The organism is Streptomyces sp. NPDC056169 (assembly GCF_042268445.1).
Classification (GTDB): Bacteria; Actinomycetota; Actinomycetes; order Streptomycetales; family Streptomycetaceae; genus Streptomyces.
In genome coordinates, this window is sequence record NZ_JBHJUO010000016.1 from 91,664 (window position 1) to 110,415 (window position 18,752).

The 18,752-nt window shown below is 73.1% G+C and carries 17 protein-coding genes; 6 read left to right on the top strand and 11 right to left on the bottom strand.

What is annotated here, in order from left to right; genetic code table 11:
- Positions 1 to 12: 12 nt before the first annotated feature.
- From ACFC0G_RS26410 to ACFC0G_RS26425, 4 genes are all read right to left on the bottom strand, one after another.
- Positions 13 to 1,131 carry a DUF5925 domain-containing protein gene (locus ACFC0G_RS26410; protein WP_376407617.1) on the bottom strand — a complete coding sequence of 373 codons (1,119 nt, stop codon included), beginning with the start codon at positions 1,129 to 1,131 and terminating at the stop codon, positions 13 to 15.
- 96 nt (positions 1,132 to 1,227) lie between these two features.
- Positions 1,228 to 1,992 carry a polysaccharide deacetylase family protein gene (locus ACFC0G_RS26415; RefSeq protein WP_376407619.1) on the bottom strand — a complete coding sequence of 255 codons (765 nt, stop codon included), beginning with the start codon at positions 1,990 to 1,992 and terminating at the stop codon, positions 1,228 to 1,230.
- Between the two features lie 89 nt (positions 1,993 to 2,081).
- Positions 2,082 to 3,116: a glycosyltransferase family 2 protein gene (locus ACFC0G_RS26420; protein WP_376407376.1), complete on the bottom strand. Its 1,035-nt coding sequence runs from the start codon at positions 3,114 to 3,116 to the stop codon at positions 2,082 to 2,084.
- Complete coding sequence (locus tag ACFC0G_RS26425; protein ID WP_376407378.1) at positions 3,113 to 3,943, bottom strand: glycosyltransferase family 2 protein; 831 nt, start codon at positions 3,941 to 3,943, stop codon at positions 3,113 to 3,115. The genes ACFC0G_RS26420 and ACFC0G_RS26425 overlap by 4 nt, the downstream gene beginning before the upstream one ends.
- Positions 3,944 to 4,587: 644 nt before the next feature.
- On the opposite strand from ACFC0G_RS26425, the gene ACFC0G_RS26430 reads away from it, so the two are divergent.
- Positions 4,588 to 5,394: an SGNH/GDSL hydrolase family protein gene (locus ACFC0G_RS26430; RefSeq protein WP_376407380.1), complete on the top strand. Its 807-nt coding sequence runs from the start codon at positions 4,588 to 4,590 to the stop codon at positions 5,392 to 5,394.
- Here the strand turns inward: ACFC0G_RS26430 and ACFC0G_RS26435 are convergent.
- A complete protein-coding gene (locus tag ACFC0G_RS26435) occupies positions 5,378 to 6,364 on the bottom strand; it encodes a serine/threonine-protein kinase (RefSeq protein WP_376407382.1) in 987 nt (328 codons plus the stop codon). The genes ACFC0G_RS26430 and ACFC0G_RS26435 overlap by 17 nt on opposite strands.
- Positions 6,365 to 6,677: 313 nt before the next feature.
- Here ACFC0G_RS26435 and ACFC0G_RS26440 point away from each other — a divergent pair, with 313 nt between their 5' ends.
- Entirely contained in the window at positions 6,678 to 6,950 is a 273-nt protein-coding gene (locus tag ACFC0G_RS26440) for a hypothetical protein (RefSeq protein WP_125749544.1), read from the top strand.
- A 171-nt stretch (positions 6,951 to 7,121) separates the two neighbouring features.
- Here the strand turns inward: ACFC0G_RS26440 and ACFC0G_RS26445 are convergent, their stop codons facing one another.
- The 3 genes from ACFC0G_RS26445 to ACFC0G_RS26455 form a co-directional block, all read right to left on the bottom strand.
- Positions 7,122 to 8,318, bottom strand: a complete 1,197-nt coding sequence (locus tag ACFC0G_RS26445) for a CaiB/BaiF CoA transferase family protein (protein ID WP_376407384.1) — start codon at positions 8,316 to 8,318, stop codon at positions 7,122 to 7,124.
- 103 nt (positions 8,319 to 8,421) lie between these two features.
- The gene (locus ACFC0G_RS26450) at positions 8,422 to 9,198 is read right to left on the bottom strand and encodes an ABC transporter permease (protein WP_376407386.1); all 777 of its coding nucleotides are present in this window, start codon (positions 9,196 to 9,198) and stop codon (positions 8,422 to 8,424) included.
- Entirely contained in the window at positions 9,195 to 10,133 is a 939-nt protein-coding gene (locus tag ACFC0G_RS26455; RefSeq protein ID WP_376407388.1) for an ATP-binding cassette domain-containing protein, read from the bottom strand. Before ACFC0G_RS26455 ends, ACFC0G_RS26450 begins: the two co-directional genes overlap by 4 nt.
- 63 nt (positions 10,134 to 10,196) lie before the next feature.
- Between ACFC0G_RS26455 and ACFC0G_RS26460 the strand changes: the two genes are divergently transcribed.
- The gene (locus ACFC0G_RS26460; protein ID WP_376407390.1) at positions 10,197 to 10,928 is read left to right on the top strand and encodes a TetR/AcrR family transcriptional regulator; all 732 of its coding nucleotides are present in this window, start codon (positions 10,197 to 10,199) and stop codon (positions 10,926 to 10,928) included.
- A gap of 46 nt (positions 10,929 to 10,974) precedes the next feature.
- On the opposite strand, the gene ACFC0G_RS26465 is transcribed toward ACFC0G_RS26460, so the two are convergent.
- From ACFC0G_RS26465 to hmgA, 3 genes are read right to left on the bottom strand one after another with little or no spacing between them, the layout of a single operon-like run.
- Positions 10,975 to 12,207, bottom strand: a complete 1,233-nt coding sequence (locus ACFC0G_RS26465; RefSeq protein ID WP_376407392.1) for a type ISP restriction/modification enzyme — start codon at positions 12,205 to 12,207, stop codon at positions 10,975 to 10,977.
- Between the two features lie 14 nt (positions 12,208 to 12,221).
- On the bottom strand, positions 12,222 to 12,971 hold the full coding sequence (locus tag ACFC0G_RS26470; protein WP_376407394.1) for a GntR family transcriptional regulator: 750 nt from the start codon (positions 12,969 to 12,971) through the stop codon (positions 12,222 to 12,224).
- A gap of 40 nt (positions 12,972 to 13,011) precedes the next feature.
- Positions 13,012 to 14,325: a homogentisate 1,2-dioxygenase gene (gene hmgA, locus ACFC0G_RS26475; protein WP_376407396.1), complete on the bottom strand. Its 1,314-nt coding sequence runs from the start codon at positions 14,323 to 14,325 to the stop codon at positions 13,012 to 13,014.
- 152 nt (positions 14,326 to 14,477) lie between these two features.
- Between hmgA and ACFC0G_RS26480 the strand changes: the two genes are divergently transcribed.
- From ACFC0G_RS26480 to ACFC0G_RS26490, 3 genes are read left to right on the top strand one after another with little or no spacing between them, the layout of a single operon-like run.
- Entirely contained in the window at positions 14,478 to 16,619 is a 2,142-nt protein-coding gene (locus ACFC0G_RS26480; RefSeq protein WP_376407398.1) for a right-handed parallel beta-helix repeat-containing protein, read from the top strand.
- The gene (locus ACFC0G_RS26485) at positions 16,616 to 17,473 is read left to right on the top strand and encodes a hypothetical protein (RefSeq protein WP_376407399.1); all 858 of its coding nucleotides are present in this window, start codon (positions 16,616 to 16,618) and stop codon (positions 17,471 to 17,473) included. Before ACFC0G_RS26480 ends, ACFC0G_RS26485 begins: the two co-directional genes overlap by 4 nt.
- Complete coding sequence (locus ACFC0G_RS26490; RefSeq protein ID WP_376407401.1) at positions 17,470 to 18,738, top strand: hypothetical protein; 1,269 nt, start codon at positions 17,470 to 17,472, stop codon at positions 18,736 to 18,738. Before ACFC0G_RS26485 ends, ACFC0G_RS26490 begins: the two co-directional genes overlap by 4 nt.
- Positions 18,739 to 18,752 lie beyond the last annotated feature (14 nt).

Below are 18,752 nucleotides of genomic sequence, written 5' to 3' on the forward strand. Positions count from 1 at the left end.
GTCTCCACCGCTCTACAGGTAGAGCCCCGCCCCCGCCGTGCGGGGCTCCGGGAGTTCCGTCGAGGGCGTGCCGCGGCGCAGCGCGAACAGCTCCGCCAGCGTCGCGCCCTCGCGCGGCACGCCCTCCTCGCGCCCGAGCCACGACACCGACTCCGCCCTGGTCAGCGGCCCGACCTCGACGCGGGCCAGACAGCGGCCGGGGCGGACGACGGCCGGGTGGAGCCGCTCCAGGTCCTCGTTGGTGGTGACCCCGACCAGGACGTTGCGCCCCTGCCCGAGCAGCCCGTCCGTCAGGTTGAGCAGCCGTGACAGGGCCTGCCCCGCCGTGTGCTTCGCCTCGCCCCGGATCAGCTCGTCGCAGTCCTCCAGGAGCAGCAGCCGCCAGCGGCCCTTCGCCGTGCCCTCGTCCTCCCCGATGGCGATGTCCATCAGATAGCCGACGTCGTTGAACAGCCGCTCGGGGTCCAGGACGCAGTCCACCTGACACCAGTCGCGCCAGGACCTGGCCAGGGTCCGCAGCGCGGACGTCTTGCCCGTCCCCGGCGGCCCGTGCAGCAGCAGGAGCCGGCCCGCGATCGACTCGGGCGTCACCTTCATCAGCCGGTCCATGGACTCGGCCACCGGCGCCGAGTAGTTGGGCCGGACCTCGTCCCACGTCCCGGCGCTGATCTGCCGGGTGGTGCGGTGCGGACCGCGCCGGGGCGACACGTACCAGAACCCCATCGTCACGTTCTCCGGCTGCGGTTCCGGCTCGTCCTTCGCGCCGTCGGTCGCCTCCTTGAGGACCCGCTCCGCGAGCTCCGGGTCCGAGGCCGTGACGGTGACGTCGGCGCCCCGGTTCCAGCGGGAGATCAGCAGCGTCCACCCCTCGCCCTCGGCGAGTACGGCGCTGCGGTCGTCGTCCTTCGCGGCCCGCAGCACCGTGGCGTCCGCGGGGAGCAGCGTCGCCTCGGGCTTGACCCGGTCCAGGGTGGTGCTGTGCGAGTGGGGCTGCTCCCCGGTCGCGAAGCGGCCGAGGAAGAGCGCGTCGACGACGTCCGACGGCGAGTCGCTGTCGTCGAGGTTGAGCCTGATCGGCAGCGACCGCTGCGGCTCGGACGGTACCGGTGAGGTGTCAGCCATGGCGCCCATGATCCGGCAACCGGGCATTCCGCGCACCGTGTTTTGAACGGGACGTTCCCCCCTGGGCGCGGGTCGGCGGTCGGCGCTCGCAGGTCCGGCGGTACGTCAGATCCCGTGGCCCCGCGCGGCTCCCCGGGCGCGCCGTACGAGCGCGTACCCCTTCGTCGCGACCCGGTCGGCCGCGAAGTTCCACGCGATCGCCCGGCCCTCCACGAGCCGGGTGAACTCCTTGATCCCCGTCGACCGGCGCACGGTGACCCGCTCCAGGGCGTACGGCCCCTGGCCGCGGCAGGCCAGGGCGTTGCCGACGGCGAGCGCCTGCGCGAACCCGGCCTCCCGGACCGTCCGCCGGACCCGCCGGCTGGAGTAGCCGTACGGGTACGCGAAGGAGACCGGGGCGCTTCCGAGCTCCTCGCCGACGATCTCCCGGCAGCGCAGCGTCTCGAAGCGCAGCCGCCGTGCGTCGAGCTGGTCGAGCTGGGGGTGGGTGTGGCTGTGGCCGCCGATCTCCGTGCCCGCGTCGGCCAGTTCGCGCACCTGCTCCCAGTCGAGCATGGTGTCGAGCGCGCCGCCCTCGTCGTGCTTGCCGCGCAGCCAGCCGGTGGAGACGAAGACGGTGCTCGCGAACGCGTGCGCGGCGAGCACCGGGAGGGCGTGCCGGTGCACGCCCTCGTAGCCGTCGTCGAAGGTGATGAGGAGCGGCCGGGCGGGCAGCGGGACACCGTTGCGCCAGGCGGCGCCGAGCGCCGCGGTCGTCAGCGGGGTGAAGCCGCGCTCGGCGACCACCGCCATCTGCGCGGCGAAGGCCTCGGGGGTGACGGAGAGCCCCAGGGTGGCGGGGGCCGGATCCCGGTCGACGGCGTGGTACATGAGGACGGGCACGCCCCGGGCGGGTACGGCTCGGGTGGCGCCGGCCCGGTTGGCGCCGGCTCCGGCGGGTACGGCTCGGGTCTCGGCGCTCACGAGGCGACAGCTCCCTCGGTGGCACTGTCCTCGGCCCGTTCGATCGGTCCCCAGGAGAAGGCCGGCCCGCCCCGCCGGGCCCGCAGCGTGCCCAGCGCGTAGCCGCCGGCGGCGACCGTCACGCCGGTCACGATCGCCCCGGCCCGCCCCGCGCCGCCGGCCCGGCCGCGCAGTGCGTCGCGCACCCCGCGCAGGACGCCCGAGGGCAACACCCTTGTCGTGTAGCGCCGTTCGGACTCCAGGCCCTTCTGCGCGCCGACGCTCTGCGCGACGAGCGCCTTGGACAGCCCCTCGGCGTACACCCGGGTACGGAAGTAGCCGAAGCGCTCGCGGACGGCGGGCACCTTGTGGTGGATGACCGCCCGGTCGTCGATGAGCAGGATCGCCCCGGGCAGCGCCTTGGCGAGCCGGATGCACAGCTCGGTCTCCTCGCAGCCGAGGGGCCGCCGGTCGCCGTCCCGGCCGATGCCGGTGGCGAAGCCGCCCGCCGCGTCGAAGGCCGTACGGCGGAAGGAGGCGTTGCCGCCGAGGACGTTGCGCACCCGGACCCGGCCCGGGGGCAGGCCCCGGTACGTACAGCCGACGACCCAGTCGAACTCCTCGGGGAACCAGGCCGGGCGGCGGCCGGAGGCCCAGGCGGGCAGGGTCCGGCCGCCGACGGCCATGACTTCGGGTCCCTCGTAGGCGGCGGCGAGGTGGTGGAGCCAGTCGGACTCGGCGACGGCGTCGTCGTCGAGGAAGGCCACGAACTCGCCGCGGGCGATGGCGATCCCGGTGTTGCGGCCGGAGGAGAGGCCGCGGGGGCCCGCGTTGGCGAGCACCCGCACCTCCTCGCGGCGCCGCTCGTCCGCGTACTCCTCGGTGAGCCGTGCCAGGAGCCGCTCGTTGTGGTCGACCACGAGCAGGGTCTCCAGCGCCGGCAGCGACTGCTTCCGTACGGAGTCGACGGCGGCGAGGATGTCCTCCCACCGCTCCTCCGTGTACACGCAGATCACCACCGAGAAGCCGTGCGGGGACGTGCCGTCGCTCAAGACGCCTCTCCCCGGGGGACGTTGACCGAGAACGCGGCGGGCCGGCGGCGCGCCGCCTTCCGGACGCCCTTCTCCTTCAGGATGACCTTGAGGACCCGGATCCCGTCGCGCACGGCGTTGAGGTTGCTGACGCCGTGGATGCGCAGGTACTCGTGGCTGGGCACTTCCTGGACCTTGAGGCCCGCCTTGACGACCCGGATGTTGATCAGGGTCTCGATCTCGAATCCGGTGCAGTCGAGCGTGACCTTGTCGAGGCAGTGACGCCAGAAGGCGTTGTAGCCGTAGCAGAGGTCGGTGTAGCGGGCGCCGAACTTGCGGTTGACGAGCGTGCAGAGCGCCCAGTTGCCGAGGCGGCGAATGGTCGTCATGTCGTCCGTGCCGCCGCCGTTGGCGAATCGGGAGCCCTTGGCGAAGTCGGCGCCGCCGACGAGGGCGGAGACGTAGGAGACGATCTCCTGGCCGTCGGCCGAGCCGTCCGCGTCGACCATGACGATGATGTCGCCCGTGCAGGCGGCGAAGCCGCTGATCAGGGCGTCGCCCTTGCCCTTGCCGACCTGCTTGACGACCTTGACGTCCGGCCGGAGTTCGCGGGCGACGTTCACGGTGTCGTCGGTGGAATTTCCGTCGACGAGGACGACTTCGTGGATCCATTCCGGCAACGTCTTGAAGACGTACGGAAGATTTTCTGCCTCATTCATCGCGGGAATGACGACACTCACCGGGGGAGTGATCGCCAAATGCGAAGTGATCGCCCGGTACTGGGCCGCTATTCGACTCGGCTCGGCCATTTCTTGGCCCGTAGTGGACGGGCGCAGGAACGAGCTCATGGGTCTGGATTCCCTCTCGTCCGGTGGGCCGCCCACCCCTTGGGCGGTCCGATGGTGTGTCCGGTTCGAAAGGGGGGTGCTCCCCGCCCGCACAGGAACGATCTCCTTGCGGGAACGGCGAGTTGGCATGACTGGCCGCGCGGTACCCGCGACTCGGCGCACGTGCGCACACCGAGCACGGCACCCCCCTACCGCGCCCCGCACGGGAGCCATCGCGACGCTGGAGCCCTCCCCTGAGCCTTGTGCCTGATGGATCTGTGCGGGTGAGATGTACGACGGTATTGATGAATGGGACTGTATGGCAAGTCCCGGATCGGTGGCCCGCTTTTCCGCACTTTGGCGAAGCTTCGCCGCTCAGATGCGCAACTGTCCCGGTCGGATTCGGTCAATCCGTTTGCATGCAGGGAACAGTGATACGGGATCACACTTCTGTGTTTTGTTGTGGGAATGTGTCGCGATCTCGTTCGATCGTCCATCGGGAGCGGAAGTTCCGCTTCCTGTCATGGCCGGATCTCGATGGTCGTCACTGGAGGATCGCCTGAGGGGAGCTGGAGTTCATCCCCAGTTTTGACATGAACACTTCCGGCGCGGCGGATCCGATGCTACTACCTGGTAACGCAGAGATCCTGCTACAGGGAGGTTCCATGAGACTGTCCCGCTTCGCGGCCCTTTCGTCCTCGCTCCTGCTCGGCGCCGTCCTCACCCTCACCGGGGCGAGCGCGGCTCAGGCGGCCGAAACCGCCGCCCTCGACTATGTGGCGCTGGGAGACTCGTACTCCTCCGGCGTCGGCGCCGGCAGCTATGACAGCGCCAGTGGCGACTGCAAGCGCTCCACGAAGGCGTATCCGGTGCTCTGGAAGAACGCCAACGCCCCGTCGTCCTTCGCGTTCACGGCTTGCTCGGGCGCCCGAACGGGTGATGTGACCGCCAATCAGCTCGGCCCCCTGTCCGCCGCCACCGACCTGGTCTCCCTCACGATCGGGGGAAATGACGCCGGTTTCGCCGACGTCATGACGACCTGTGTGCTTCAGTCCGAGGCCACCTGCATCAACCGCGTGAATCAAGCCAAGGCGTACGTGGACTCCACGCTGCCCGGCAAGCTCGACTCCGTCTACACGGCCATCAGGAACAAGGCACCCGCCGCCCGGGTCGTCGTCCTCGGCTACCCGCGCTTCTACAAGCTGGGCGGCGGCTGCATCGCCGGCCTGAGCGAGAACGAGCGCAGCGCCATCAACGGCGCCTCGGACTACCTCAACGCGGCCGTCGCCAAGCGCGCGGCCGACCACGGCTACGCCTTCGCCAGCGTCGTCGCCCCCTTCACCGGCCATGAGATCTGCTCCGGCTCCGAATGGCTGCACAGCGTCAACTGGCTCAACATCGGGGAGTCCTACCACCCGACCGCCGCCGGCCAGTCGGGCGGCTACCTGCCGTCCTTCAACGGGGCGGCGTAGCCGACCCGTCCCCCGGACCCGTGGAGCCGGGCCCGGCCGGAGCGGTGCTCGTGACCCCGCCCGGACCGGGACCGGCGCCCGGTTCCCCGTCCCGCACGAGGTGATACGTCAACGCCCCCGTGATCAGCAGGATCCCGACGAGCCCGGCCGCCAGGACCGGGCCCCGGCGGGGCCGTGAGGATCGCCGGGGCGGTGGTGTCCCGGCGGCACGGGCCGGACTCCCGCCGCGCGGCCCGTCGTCGCGGCTCCCCTTCCTCGGGGCGGAGGAATCCGACCTCAGGGGCCCCGCTGCCCGCGGTGCGCCCCCCGGGGCGATCCGCCGCAGCTCCCGCTCGGCCTGATCCGCCGTCAGGACCGACTCCGGGTCCTCGCCCAGGAATCGGTCGATCACCGGGGCCAGCGGTCCCGGCCGGCCCCCGGTGGCCGCGTCGAGGAGCGCCCCGAGAGACCGCGGCCCCGCCGCCGTGTCCGGCTCGTCCGCCGGCGGGACGGCGGTGGATCGCGTACCGAATCCGGTGACGACGACCCGTCCGTCGTTGGCGAGCAGGACGTGCCCCGGGTTCACGCCCGTGTGGTGGACGCCCGCCTCCCGCGCCGCCCGGAGCGCGGCGACGACCTCGGCGCCCACGCGCGCCGCCTCCGGTGGCGGCAGCGGGCCGCCGGCCTCCAGCGTCTCGGCGAGGGTGAGGCCGCGGACCAGTTCCATCACGACCCACGGCCGGCCGTCCTCGGTGGCCACGCCGTGCACCGTCACCACCGAGGGGTGGGAGATCCGGGCGGCCGCCCGCGCCCCGCGCTCCAGGCGCGCGTACCAGAGGGGGACGTCGTCGGCCGGCAGTCCGGCCGGGGCGCGGAACTCCTTGACGGCCACCTCGCGGACGAGCGTCTCGTCGAGGGCGCGCCAGACGGGGCCCGTCGCCCCTTCCGCGAGGACGTCCAGCAGTCGGTAACGACCCGCGATCACCGTCATGGCTCCACGGTAACCGAGCGGTGTCCCTCCGACTCCGGTCCGTACGGGAACGAACGGCGGGGCGATCTTGGTGTCGGAGATCACACCCGTCTGCGTGTCCGGAGGTCACGGCCTCGGGTGCAGGATGGTTCGTGACGGTTCGACAGGTGTTCGAGGCCTGTCCAACTCACCCTGGAATCAGATGGATTCGCACGGTGACCGTCAACCCTCGTACGGGTGCGGTGAATCCCGTCGGCGGGATACACGGGTGTGACAGTGGAGCGATAGGGTTAGCCTGCCCGGGCCGGGTGCCCTTGTACGGGTGGGGAGTGACATGGAACAGATAGCAATGCGCAGCAGGCCGCGAGTGCCTGCCATCACCTGCGGGAGCAGCGCGACGAGTTCGCGGCTGGACCGCCATCTCGCGGTGCTCGGCGGTCCCGCCGTGCCGCAGCGCGAGGTGGCCGAGGCGACGCTGCTGATGCGGGAACTGACGTCGCGTATGCCCGAGGCGCCGGTGCACAGCCACCGCGGCCGCAGCGCACGCGTCTCGCTCTTCGCCCCGCTCCGCCGCCTGCGTCGCTCGCTCTTCGGCGCGCGCCGCTAGCAGGCCGGGGGGCCGGCCGCGTACCCCGAGGTACCCGCCCGCTTCCGCCCGGCCTCCCGTACGTACGACTCCGCTCGCGACAACGCCGGACGTGTCCCCACCCGTCCGGCGTTTCGTCGTACCCGCGTCCGCCGGCCGTCCCGCCGGCCGTCCCGGTGCGGCGGGTGACCGTCAGACGATCACGCCCGCGCTCCTGAGCTCCTTCACCTCCGCCTCGGGCACCCCGAGCTCCCCGAGCACCTCGTCCGTGTCCTGTCCGAGGGCCGGGATCCGGTCCATCCGCGGCTCCGGGCCGTCCGGGAAGACGATCGGCGGCAGCAGTGAACGCAGCGGCCCGACCGGGGAGTCCACCGGCCTCCAGCGGTCCCGGGCCGTCAGCTGCGGGTGGTCCGCGAGCTCCGCGACCGAGTTGAGCCGGGCGCAGGCGACGCCCGCCGCGTCGAGGCGCGCCAGCGCCTCCGGGGCCGTGAGCGGGGCCAGCGCCTCCGCTACCGCCGCGTCCGTCGCCGCACGCCCGGCGACCCGGGCCGTGTTCGTCGCGAAGGCCGGGTCGTCGGCCAGCTCGGGGCGGCCGAGGACCTGTTCGGCGAGCCGCCGCCACTCGCGGTCGTTCTGCACGGAGAGCAGCACCAGGCCGCCGTCGGCCGTCGGATAGGCGTCGTACGGGGCGATCACCGCGTGCGCGAGCCCCGTTCGCGCCGGGGCCGTGCCCCCGTGCGACCCGTGGTGCAGCGGATGCCCCATCCACTCGGCCAGCGAGTCGAGCAGCGAGACCTCCACGGGGCCGCCGCGCCCGGTCGTGCCGCGCCGTACGAGTGCGGCGAGGACACCCGAGAAGGCGTACATCCCGGCGGCGATGTCGGCCGCCGGGATCCCCGACTTGACCGGCTGCTCCGGGGTGCCGGTCACCGAGACGAGGCCCGCCTCGCACTGGACGAGCATGTCGTACGCCCGCTTGTGCGCGTACGGCCCGGCGGCCCCGTACCCCGAGACGTCCACGGCGATCAGCCGCGGGTGCGCGGCGCACAGCGTGGCGGCGTCGAGACCGAGCCGGGCCGCGGCGCCCTGCGCCAGGTTCTGGACGAAGACGTCGGCGCCGGCCACCAGGCGCCGGACGAGTGCCAGGCCCCGGGGGTCCTTGAGGTCGACCGCCACCGACTCCTTGCCGCGGTTGCACCACACGAAGTGCGAGGCGAGGCCGCGGGCCGCGGTGTCGTACCCCCGGGCGAAGTCCCCGCCGTCGGGGCGCTCGATCTTGACGACGCGGGCGCCGAGGTCCGCGAGCTGCCGGGTGGCGAAGGGGGCGGCGACGGCCTGCTCGACGGCGACGACCGTGACCCCTTCGAGGGGGAGTGGCTGAGTGCTCATGACAGCCCTGCCTACCCTGCCGGGCCGCCCCTGTCATCAGGGGATCCGTCACCCCGGGCGGCCGTGCGCGAGCCCGGTGCGGGCAGCGGCGGGCGTAGCGGGGTCAGCGGCGGGCGTAGCGGCGGACCGCGAGCGGTGCGAAGAGCGCGATCAGGGCGAGCGACCAGAGCAGCGCCCCCGCCACCGGGTGGGCCACCGGCCAGGCCGCGTCCGCCGGTACGGGCGCGTTGCCGAAGAGCAACCGCACGGCCGTCGTGACCGCCGAGATCGGGTTCCACTCCGCGACCGTGCGCAGCCACCCCGGCATGCCGTCCGTCGGGATGTACGCGTTGGAGAGCAGCGGCAGCATGAACGTCGCGCTGCCCAGCTGGCCCGCGGCCTCCTCGCTCTGCGAGGCCAGGCCGAGCAGGATGCCGACCCAGGTCGTCGCGAAGCGGAAGAGGAGCAGCAGGCCGAAGGCGCCCAGGGCCTCCAGGGCCGTGCCCTCGATCCGCCAGCCCATGGCGAGGCCGACGAGGATCAGCGGGACCGTGCCGACCGCGCTCGCCACGAGGTCCGCGAGCGCCTGCCCGAGGGGCACGGCGGACCGGCTCACGGGCAGGGTCCTGAAGCGGTCCATGACGCCCCGGTGCGAGTCCTGCGCCGCCTGGAACATGCCCGTCATCAGGCCGCCGGCGGCCGTCGCCACGAGCATGCCGGGGACCAGGTAGGCCCGGTACTCGGCGCCCGGCATGGCGAGCGCGCTGCCGAAGACGTACCCGAAGAAGAGGAGGAAGACGATCGGCATCGTCTGGGTCATGACGGTGATGGCGGGGGCGTGCCGGATCCGCTGGAGATGGCGGCCGAGGACGGCGGTCCCGTCGTGCACGAGGGCGCTCACGCGATGAGCTCCTTCCGGTCGGTGAGGCGCAGGAACACCTCGTCGAGGGTGGGCGGACGCAGGGACGCGTCGACGATGTGGACCCCGGCGGCGTCGATCTCGCGGACGATCCGGGGGAGGGTGAGCGTGGTGTCCACGGTCACCGCGCCGACCGTGCGCCGCTCGGCGTCCAGGACCGGGGCCGCGCCGGTGAGCCGGTCGAGGACGGCGGCGGCCGCCTCCAGGAGCGCGGGGTCGGCGACGACGACCTCGGCGTGGCTGCCGATGAGCGCCTTGAGTTCGGCCGGTGTGCCGCGCTGGGCGACGCGCCCCTCGTCGATCAGGACGATGTCGTCGGCGAGCTGGTCGGCCTCCTCCAGGTACTGCGTGGTCAGCAGGACGGTCGTGCCCTCGGACGCCAAGTCCCGTACGGCGTCCCAGATCCCGTTCCGGCTGTGCGGGTCGAGGCCGGTCGTCGGTTCGTCGAGGAAGAGGACGTCGGGCCGGACGAGCAGGCTGGCGGCCAGGTCGAGCCGGCGCCGCATGCCGCCCGAGTAGGTGCGCGCGGACCGGTCGGCCGCGGCGGTCAGGCCGAACCGTTCCAGGAGCTCGTCGGCGCGGGAGCGCGGTGCGCGCAGGAGCCGGGCGAAGAGCCGGAGGTTCTCGGCGCCGGTCAGGTCGCCGTCGACGGAGGCGTACTGGCCGGTGACCGCGATCTTGCGGCGGACGCCCGCCGGGTCGCGCACCACGTCGATCCCGGCGACCCGGGCGCTGCCCGCGTCGGGCGCCACGAGGGTCGTCAGGACCCGGACGGCGGTGGTCTTGCCGGCGCCGTTGGGGCCGAGGACGCCGCAGACCGTGCCTTTGGGGACGGCCAGGTCGAGCCCGCGCAGGGCGTGGACCTCCCCGTACCGCTTCTGCAGACCCTCACTAAGTACAGCGTACGTAGTAGTCATGGCGCGACCATACCCCACTGCGTACGGTGTACGTAACTACGATGGGGGGCGAGGTGATGATCCATGGCGGGCCGAGCGGCCGAACCTGAAGTGATCTGGGCGCGGCCCGAGCGCGCGGGCCGAGGCCCGAAGCCGGCGTACAGCAGGAGCGACATCGTGACCGCCGCGGTCCGCATCGCCGACGCCGACGGCATCGACGCGGTCTCGATGCGCCGCATCGCGGCCGACATCGGCTGCGGCACCATGTCGCTCTACAACTACGTCCCGCGCAAGGAGGACCTGTACGAGCTGATGGTCGACGCCGTCAGCGGCGAGTACGCGCTCTCCGACCCGCTCGGCACCTCCGGCGGCGACTGGCGCGCGGACATGCTCGACATGGGCCGGCAGGCGCGCGGGATCCTGCGGCGCCACCCCTGGGTGATCCGGCTGATGACCACCGGCTACGCCTACGGCCCGAACGCCCTGCGGTTCCTGGAGCACTGCCTCGGCTGCCTGGACGGCCTCGACCTGCCCGGCGGCACCAAGATGGAACTGATCGCCAGTGTCAACGGCACCGTGATGACGATCGTCGCCAACGAGATCGCCCTCGCCGAACGCGCCCGCTCCCTGCCCTGGTCCGGCGAACAGGAACAGGCCGTCCGCACCGCCTACCTGGTGCGGCAGATCTCCGGCGGCGGCTACCCCCGGCTGGCCGCCGTGCTCGCCGGGGCCGGGATCGAACCGCTCGACCCCGATGAGCTCTTCGAGCGCACCATGCGCAGGGTGCTCGACTCCTTCGTCCCGGCGCCCGCCTGAGGCGCGGCGACCAGGGCCTGTCCGGCAGATCAGGGTCGGACAGGCCCTAGAGCAGTGCGAACTGGCCCTCCGGGCCCTCCTCCTGATGGTCCAGTACGGACGCGGGGCGGCGGGCCCGGTCCGGCACCGGCAGCACCCCGGCCGCCCGCAGCTCCTCCCGCGACGCCGAGTCCGTCGCCGTGAAGGCGGTGCGCTCCGTGTCCCGCGCGCCGAGCAGCGCCAGGACCGTGACCAGGTCGAGCAGCTCCGAGGTCCACTCCTGGGGCCAGGCGGCCGGCCCGAGGGCCTCCAGGGAGCCCGGCTCGGCCGCCGCGGTCCGGTGCGCGAACCACTGCTCAAGGACGCGCACCCCGCCGACCCGGAACTCCCACGCCTCCTGCGGTACGGGGGAGATCCGGCCCTCGCCGAGACCGAGCACCTCGTCCCCGGCGTCGTACGTCACCCCCTCGGGCCGCGCCGGGACCGCCGCCCGCACATAGGGGCGGCGCCCGCCCGGCAGTCTCGGTTTCGACCCGCTCAGGGCGCCCCGCAGCTGCACGTCGGCGAGGTCCCGGCCGAGCGCCACGCCCGCCGCCCAGACCTCCGGGTCCCCGGGGAGCGGGACGCGGCATCCGGCGGGGGAGGGGGTCGCGGCCGCCAGGGTCCAGGCGAGCCACTCCCGGGCGTCGACCTCGTGCCCGTACCGCTCCGTGAGGAACGGCAGCAGGCCGGGCGCGAGATTGGGCTCCCGGCCGCCCGGGCGCCGGAACAGCGGGCGGATCCGGCCGGGGCGGCCCGCCGGGGAGCGGCCCTCGGGGAGCGCCGCCGTCACCACGAGCGCGGGCCCGGCCGCCCCGGGGACGTACCCCTGCTCGACGGCGAAGACCTGCGGCTCCCCGGCGACCCGCCACAGCTCGGGGCGCGCGGTGTCGATGAGCCGGTGGTCGGGGAGCAGCCACTGCTCGTCGAACGGCCCGTGGGCGACGCGCACCGGCTCCGGGCACGGGCCCGCCTCGCGGGCGAACCGCACGGTCCCGGTGCGCTGCCCGGGCAGGGCCGCCACCGCGCTCGACGGCGTCCGCGCCCGGCTCGGCCGGAAGAGCGCCTCGCGCTCGGCCCCCTCGGCGCCGGTCAGCCGGTCCCAGCGGACCCGCAGCGTCCGCACGTCCGGCGCCACGATCCAGGACCGCCCGAAGCGCAGCGGCGCGACGGACCACGGCATGAGGTCGTCGAGGAGGGGCAGGTCGTCGAGAGCGGGCACAGCATCGTCCGAGCCCTTGGCTTCCGTCACGCCCCGCATGCTAACCAGCGCTGTCAGTGCGCCTCCACCGTGACAGTGAAGGAGAAGCGGTCGCCGCGGTACCGGATGCGGGCCACGTCGACGACCCGGCCGTCCTCGTCGTAGGTCACGCCGGTGTAGTGGAGGATCGGCGAGAGCAGCGGGACCTGGAGCAGGCCCGCCGTCTCCGGGTCGGCGAGGCGGGCCTCGACCGTGTCCGTGATGCGGCTGATCCGCACCCCGACCACGTCCCGCAGCACCTTCGTCATCGGCCAGCGCTCCAGATCGGCCGGGTCGATCGCGGCGGCGAGCTCCGGCCGCACCGCGTTCTCCACCCAGTTCGTCGGCTCGCCGCTCTCCCCGTCACGGCGCAGCCGCCGGTAGGCGACGACCTCCGCCACGTCCGGGAAGTACTCGGCGAGCTCGCCCGGCACCGGCACGGCGCCGTGCCCGAGGACCGTCGTCCGCTCGCCCGACTGCTGGGCCACGATCGTGTCGATCGAGCCGAGCAGCCGGCGCGGGGTGGAGCGGCGGGCGCCCGGCTCGATGAAGGTGCCGCGCCGCCGGTGCCGGCTGATCAGGCCCTCCTCCTCCAGCTCCTTGAGGGCCTGGCGCATGGTCAGCACGCTCACGCCGTAGTGGGTGGCGAGCTGCTCCTCGGTGGGCAGCCGCAGCGAGGCGTCGGGCGTGCGGCCCAGTATCGAGGCGCGCAGCGACTGCGAGACCTGATACCAGAGCGGCAGCTTGCGGTTCAGGACCAGCGAGTCGGGAGCGAAGGCGGTCACGTGTTCTCCGTACGAAGGCTACGGGCTTACGGCCGAGACACTACGGCCGGAAGTGGCGCTCAAGACCCTGCCATACGTCGTCGTACCCCTTCTGCAGATGGTCGGCGTTCGCGGCCTGCGGGGTCGCGGTCACCGGCCAGCGGGTCTCGAACATGAAGGCGAGGCCGTCGTCGATCTTCTGCGGCTTCAGCTCCGCCGCGCTGGCCTTGTCGAAGGTCTCCCGGTCGGGGCCGTGCGCGGACATCATGTTGTGCAGCGAGCCGCCGCCCGGCACGAAGCCTTCCGCCTTGGCGTCGTACGCGCCCTCGATGAGGCCCATGTACTCGCTCATCACGTTGCGGTGGAAGTACGGCGGGCGGAAGGTGTCCTCGCCGACGAGCCAGCGCGGGGCGAAGACGACGAAGTCGACGCCCGCGAGCCCCGGGGTGTCGGACGGCGCGGTGAGGACCGTGAAGATCGACGGGTCGGGGTGGTCGTAGGAGATCGTCCCGATGACGTTGAAGCGGCGCAGGTCGTAGACGTACGGGGTGTGGTTGCCGTGCCAGGCGACGACGTCCAGCGGGGAGTGGCCGTAGGTCGCCGACCAGAGGTGGCCGCAGTACTTGTTGACCACCTCGACCGGTCCCTCGACGTCCTCGTAGGCGGCGACGGGGGCCCGGAAGTCGCGGGCGTTGGCGAGGCCGTTGGCGCCGATCGGGCCGAGGTCGGGGAGCTGGAAGGGCGCCCCGTAGTTCTCGCAGACGTAGCCGCGGGCCGTCTCGTCGAGGAGCTCGACGCGGAAACGGACGCCGCGGGGGATCAGCGCGACCTCGCCGGGGTGGGCGGCGAGCAGGCCCAGCTCCGTACGGAGCAGCAGACCGCCGCGCTCGGGGACGATCAGGAGCTCGCCGTCGGCGTCGCCGAAGACCCGCTCCATGGAGGCGTTCGCGTGGTAGAGGTGCACGGCCATGCCGGTGCGCTGGGTCGCGTCGCCGTTGCCGCCGAGGGTCCACAGGCCGGCGAGCCAGTCGGTGCCGGGGGCCGGCTCGGGCAGCGGGTTCCAGCGCAGCCGGTTGGGGTCGGGCACGGTCTCGGTGAAGGGGGCGCCGCGCAGCGTGCCGTCGTCGATCCGGGTGAACGGCGGGTGCGCGGCCGAGGGGCGGATCCGGTAGAGCCAGGAGCGGCGGTTGTGCGCCCGCGGCTCGGTGAAGGCGCTGCCGGAGAGCTGCTCGGCGTAGAGGCCGAGGGGTGCGCGCTGCGGCGAGTTGCGGCCGTGCGGCAGTGCGCCGGGGACCGCTTCCGAGCTGTGCTCGTTGCCGAAACCGGTGCTGTACTCGAGCGCCTCGGCCGTCTTCCTGGCCTGCTCCGTGGTCATCGCCCGCTCCTGTCCTGAGCCCACAAGGGAATCCTATGCATGACCGTAGGATTCCGCGACGCTTCCGTCAACGGGGGCGTGGCCGGAGGTGTTCCGGATTGGTACCGCGCGAGGGGGTCAGAAAAGATGAACAATGCTCTACTCTCACGCGCATGTCCTGGACCCGAAGATTCGTCCTCGCCCTCTCGGTCGTGCTCGCGGCCCTCGCCGGAGCCCTGCTCACCGCGCCCGGGGCCCAGGCCCACGAGGAGCGGCCCGTCACCTTCCCCGACGGCTCCGGCAGCGTGCCGACGCCCCGCTCCGGCGAACCCGACCTCCTCGTCTGCAAGACCGACCGCGCCGACTTCGCCCGCCGGATATCCGGCTTCCCGGCCCCGGTGAAGGCCCGCAACCTCGCCCTCCTCGACCGCTGCGCGCGCGACGGCTACCGCCACCTCCAGGAGGCAGTCGACGCCGTCGACCGGCCCGGAATGACGATCGCCGTCCTTCCCGGCCTCTACGAGGAGGAGCCCTCCCTGCCCAAACCCACCGGCGCCTGCGCCGCCCTCAAGGCCCCGAACTCCTCGCTCGGCTACCAGATCCTCAGCTACGAGCAGCAGCGCCAGTGCCCGCACAACCAGAACCTGGTCGCCATCCTCGGCAAGAAGAACCTCCAGATCGAGGGCACCGGCGCCTCCCGCCTCGACGTCGTCTTCGACGCCAAGTACCAGAAGCTCAACGGCATCCGCGCCGACCAGTCCGACGGCGTCTACTTCCGGAACTTCACCGCCCAGCGCACGACCTTCAACTCCCTGTACGTGCTCGCCGCCGACGGCTTCGTCATCGACGACGTCCTCACCCGCTGGAACGACGAGTACGGCTTCCTCACCTTCGCCTCCGACCACGGCCTCTACAAGAACTGCGAGTCGTACGGCAACGGCGACTCCGGCATCTACCCCGGCTCGGCCTCGAACATCAACAACGGCCGCGGCTACGACGTACCCCGCTACTCCATCGAGATCACCGGCTGCCGCAGCCACCACAACATGGTCGGCTACTCCGGCACCGCCGGAGACTCGGTCTGGGTCCACGACAACGAGTTCGACCACAACATGGGCGGCGCCTCCATGGACTCCGCCTTCCCCGGCCACCCCGGACTTCCCCAGAACCACGCCCGCTTCGAACGCAACCTGATCCACGACAACAACGAGAACTACTACCCGTACGTCGCCGACGGCACCTGCGCCAAGCCGCCCGTCGACCGCGGCTACGAACGCGGCGTCGTCTGCCCCCAGATCTCCATGCCCCCCGGCACCGGCATCATCACCGCCGGCGGCAACTGGAACCTCTACGAGAACAACTGGGTGTACGGCCACCAGCGCACCGCCTTCTACCTCAACGCCGTCCCCGCCTTCATCCGCGGCGAGTCCGCCTGGGGCAAGCAGACCGACACCTCCCACCACAACCGCTACGCCGACAACCACCTCGGCGTCGACAAGGCCGGCAACTCCCGCCCCAACCGCACCGACGTCTCCTGGGACGGCCAGGGCAGCGGCAACTGCTGGCAGACCGACGCCGGCGCCTCCAGCCCCGGCGCCCTGCCCGGCTGCGGGGCACGCCGCGGCGACGTCTCCGGGAACACCGACCGTCTCGTCGGCGAGCCCGTCAAGCTCGCCCAGCTCCTCGTCTGCGCCGACTACAGCGTCCAGGCGCGCCGCCTCCCGGCAGGCTGCGACTGGTACGGCGCCCGGGGCATCCAGCGCGTCGAGACCCAGCTCGCCCTCGGCAGCGCCCTCGTCCTCGCCCTGGCCGGCACCGCCCTGTGGTGGCGCCGCCTGCGCGGCCACCGGCTCGCCGCCGCGGCCACCCTCGTCGGCCTCGCGGGCCTGACCCTGGACGTCGCCGGCTCCACCCTCGCCCTCACCCCGACCTTCGTCCCGGCCCTCGCGCTGCTCCTCACCGGCGTCTGGTGGACCGTCATCGGCCTCGCCCTGCGGCCCACCCGCCCCGTCTTCGCCTGGACCACGGTGGCCCTCGGCGCCCTCACCCTGCTCGACGCCTTCGACAAGGCCGTCCTGATGGTCCCGGGCATCCCCCTCAGCCCCGCCTGGTTCCGCCTGCTGCTCGGCGTGATCTGGGTCCTCTGGGCGGTGATCGCGGCAGGCACCCGCACCCCGCGACCGGCCACCCCCGAGCCCGAGCACGAGGCGGAGCCCGTCCCCACCTCCGCCGCCGCGCCCCGCACCCCCGGCTCCGCCGCCACCCCCGGTTCCGCCGCCGCCGACCCGCGGCCCCGCGAGGAGGGAACGGCGTGACGCACCCCCGCGGGGCGGCGACGCCCCTCCTCTCCCTGGTGCTCGTCCTGACCGCCGCCCTGTCCCTCGCGGGCTGCGGCGGCCGGGCCACCACCCACCACAAGCCCGGCACCACCCATGAGCAGGCCGGCGGAAGCAGCGGCACCCTGCTCCCGGCCCGCGACGAATCCGGCCACCGGCTGCGGGAGGTCCCCGCGGCGACCGCGCCCACCGTCCGCGTCGAGGCCAGGCCCGACACCGAGGGCGGCTGGAACGTCCACCTCACGGTGGAGAGGTTCCGCTTCACCCCGGACAGCACCGGCGGCGCCGCCCTCCTCGGCCGGGGCCACGCCCGCCTCCTGGCCGACGGCAAGGAGACCGCCCGCCTGTACGGCGCCTGGGGGTACGTACCTCCCGGCGTCCGTACCCTGACCGTCCGCCTCCACGCGGACGACCACACGGTCTGGGCCGTCGCCGGCGCACCCGTCCAGGCCACCGTCCGCCTGGACGGCGCCCCCGCCGCCTCGGCCCCGCCCAGCCCCCGGCCGTCCGGCACCGCCACAGCCACAGCCACCGCCACCACCGCGCCGCCGAGCCCCCGGCCGTCCGCGACCGGCCGGACCGTCAGCCTCACCATCAACGGCAAGACCGTCCAGCCGCCCCCCTCCCGCATCGAGCTGAAGAAGGGCGAGCGCCTCACCCTCCAGGTCACCGGTGACCGCGCCGACACCCTCCACGTGCACGGCTACGACCGCGAACTCCCCCTCTCTCCCGGCGTCCCCGCCACTCTCACCCTCACCGCGGACCGCACCGGCCTCTTCGAGGTCGAGACCCACGAATCCGGACTCCTCCTGACCCAGCTCGTCGTCCGGTGACCGGCGTCCCCCTGGCCCACGGCGTCGGCTCCCGGCACGACCTCCCCCTCTCGCCCTTCTACGCCTACGCCGGCGCCTTCACCGCACTCCTCGTCTCCTTCCTCGCCCTCGGGCTGCTCTGGTCCTCCTCCCGCTTCCGCGGAGACCTGGCCGGGCGCCCCCTCCCCGTATCCGTCCAGCGGGTGGCCGACGCGCCGGCCACCCGTACCACCCTCCGGCTCCTGGGCGCCGCCGTCGCCCTGCTGTTCCTCCTCCACCTCCTCCTCGGCCCCGACGACCCGGACCGCAACCCCGCGCCCGGCGCCCTCTACGTCCTCCTCTGGGTCGGACTCGTCCCCGCCTCCCTCCTCCTCGGCCCCGTCTGGCGCCTCCTCAACCCGCTCCGCACCCTCCACTCCCTCCGCCCGCCACGGAACCCCCGCCCGCTGCCCGCCGCCCTCGGCATCCGCCCGGCCGCCGCGGGGCTCCTCCTCTTCACCTGGCTCGAACTCGTCGCCCCCGACAACGCCTCCGCCACCACCCTCCTCATCGCCCTCGCCGTCCACGCGGGCGTCCAGCTCCTCGGGGCCGCCCGCTACGGCGACCGCTGGTTCGCCCACGCCGACCCCTTCGAGGTCTACTCCTCCCTCCTCGCCCGGCTCTCCCCCCTCGGCCGCCGCGCCGACGGCCGCCTGGTCCTGCGCTCCCCCTTCCACGGCCTCGACTCCACCCCACAGACCCCCGGTCTCGTCGCCACCGTCTGCGTCCTCCTCGGCTCCACCGCCTACGACGGCCTCTCCGACAACCCCCGCTGGATCACCACCCTCCAGACCTCCTCCCTCGGCCCCACCGTCACCGCCACGCTCGGCCTGCTCGCCGTCGTCGCCCTCGCCGCCGCCTTCTACGGACTCTGCGCGGGCGCCCTCCGCCTCATGGACCGGTCCCTCACTACACCGCTCACCTCCTTCGCCCACTCACTCCTGCCCATCGCCCTCGGCTACCTCGTCGCCCACTACTTCTCGCTCTTCGTCACCGAAGGACCACGCACAGTCATCATGGCAGCGGGCACTGACAACGCCCTCTCGCCCGCCCCACCACTGGGCCCCGGCGGCCTCGCGACCCTCCAGGTCGCCGCGATCGTCACCGGTCACGTCCTCGGTGTCGTCGCCGCCCACGACCGGTCCGTCCGGCTCTTCCCGCCCGCCCGGGCCGTCGCCGGCCAACTGCCGCTGTTCCTGCTGATGATCGCGTACACCCTCGGAGGCATCGGCCTGCTCATCGCCTGACAACCACCGGAGCG

Excerpts from the sequence above, each read along its gene's own strand:
- hmgA (WP_376407396.1), bottom strand. The coding sequence starts at position 14,325 with ATGACCACGGAGCAGGCCAGGAAGACGGCCGAGGCGCTCGAGTACAGC.
- ACFC0G_RS26415 (WP_376407619.1), bottom strand. The coding sequence starts at position 1,992 with ATGTACCACGCCGTCGACCGGGATCCGGCCCCCGCCACCCTGGGGCTC.
- ACFC0G_RS26460 (WP_376407390.1), top strand. The coding sequence starts at position 10,197 with ATGGCGGGCCGAGCGGCCGAACCTGAAGTGATCTGGGCGCGGCCCGAG.
- ACFC0G_RS26410 (WP_376407617.1), bottom strand. The coding sequence starts at position 1,131 with ATGGGCGCCATGGCTGACACCTCACCGGTACCGTCCGAGCCGCAGCGG.
- ACFC0G_RS26425 (WP_376407378.1), bottom strand. The coding sequence starts at position 3,943 with ATGAGCTCGTTCCTGCGCCCGTCCACTACGGGCCAAGAAATGGCCGAG.
- ACFC0G_RS26455 (WP_376407388.1), bottom strand. The coding sequence starts at position 10,133 with ATGACTACTACGTACGCTGTACTTAGTGAGGGTCTGCAGAAGCGGTAC.
- ACFC0G_RS26430 (WP_376407380.1), top strand. The coding sequence starts at position 4,588 with ATGAGACTGTCCCGCTTCGCGGCCCTTTCGTCCTCGCTCCTGCTCGGC.
- ACFC0G_RS26440 (WP_125749544.1), top strand. The coding sequence starts at position 6,678 with ATGGAACAGATAGCAATGCGCAGCAGGCCGCGAGTGCCTGCCATCACC.
- ACFC0G_RS26445 (WP_376407384.1), bottom strand. The coding sequence starts at position 8,318 with ATGAGCACTCAGCCACTCCCCCTCGAAGGGGTCACGGTCGTCGCCGTC.
- ACFC0G_RS26465 (WP_376407392.1), bottom strand. The coding sequence starts at position 12,207 with ATGCGGGGCGTGACGGAAGCCAAGGGCTCGGACGATGCTGTGCCCGCT.
- ACFC0G_RS26480 (WP_376407398.1), top strand. The coding sequence starts at position 14,478 with ATGTCCTGGACCCGAAGATTCGTCCTCGCCCTCTCGGTCGTGCTCGCG.
- ACFC0G_RS26435 (WP_376407382.1), bottom strand. The coding sequence starts at position 6,364 with ATGACGGTGATCGCGGGTCGTTACCGACTGCTGGACGTCCTCGCGGAA.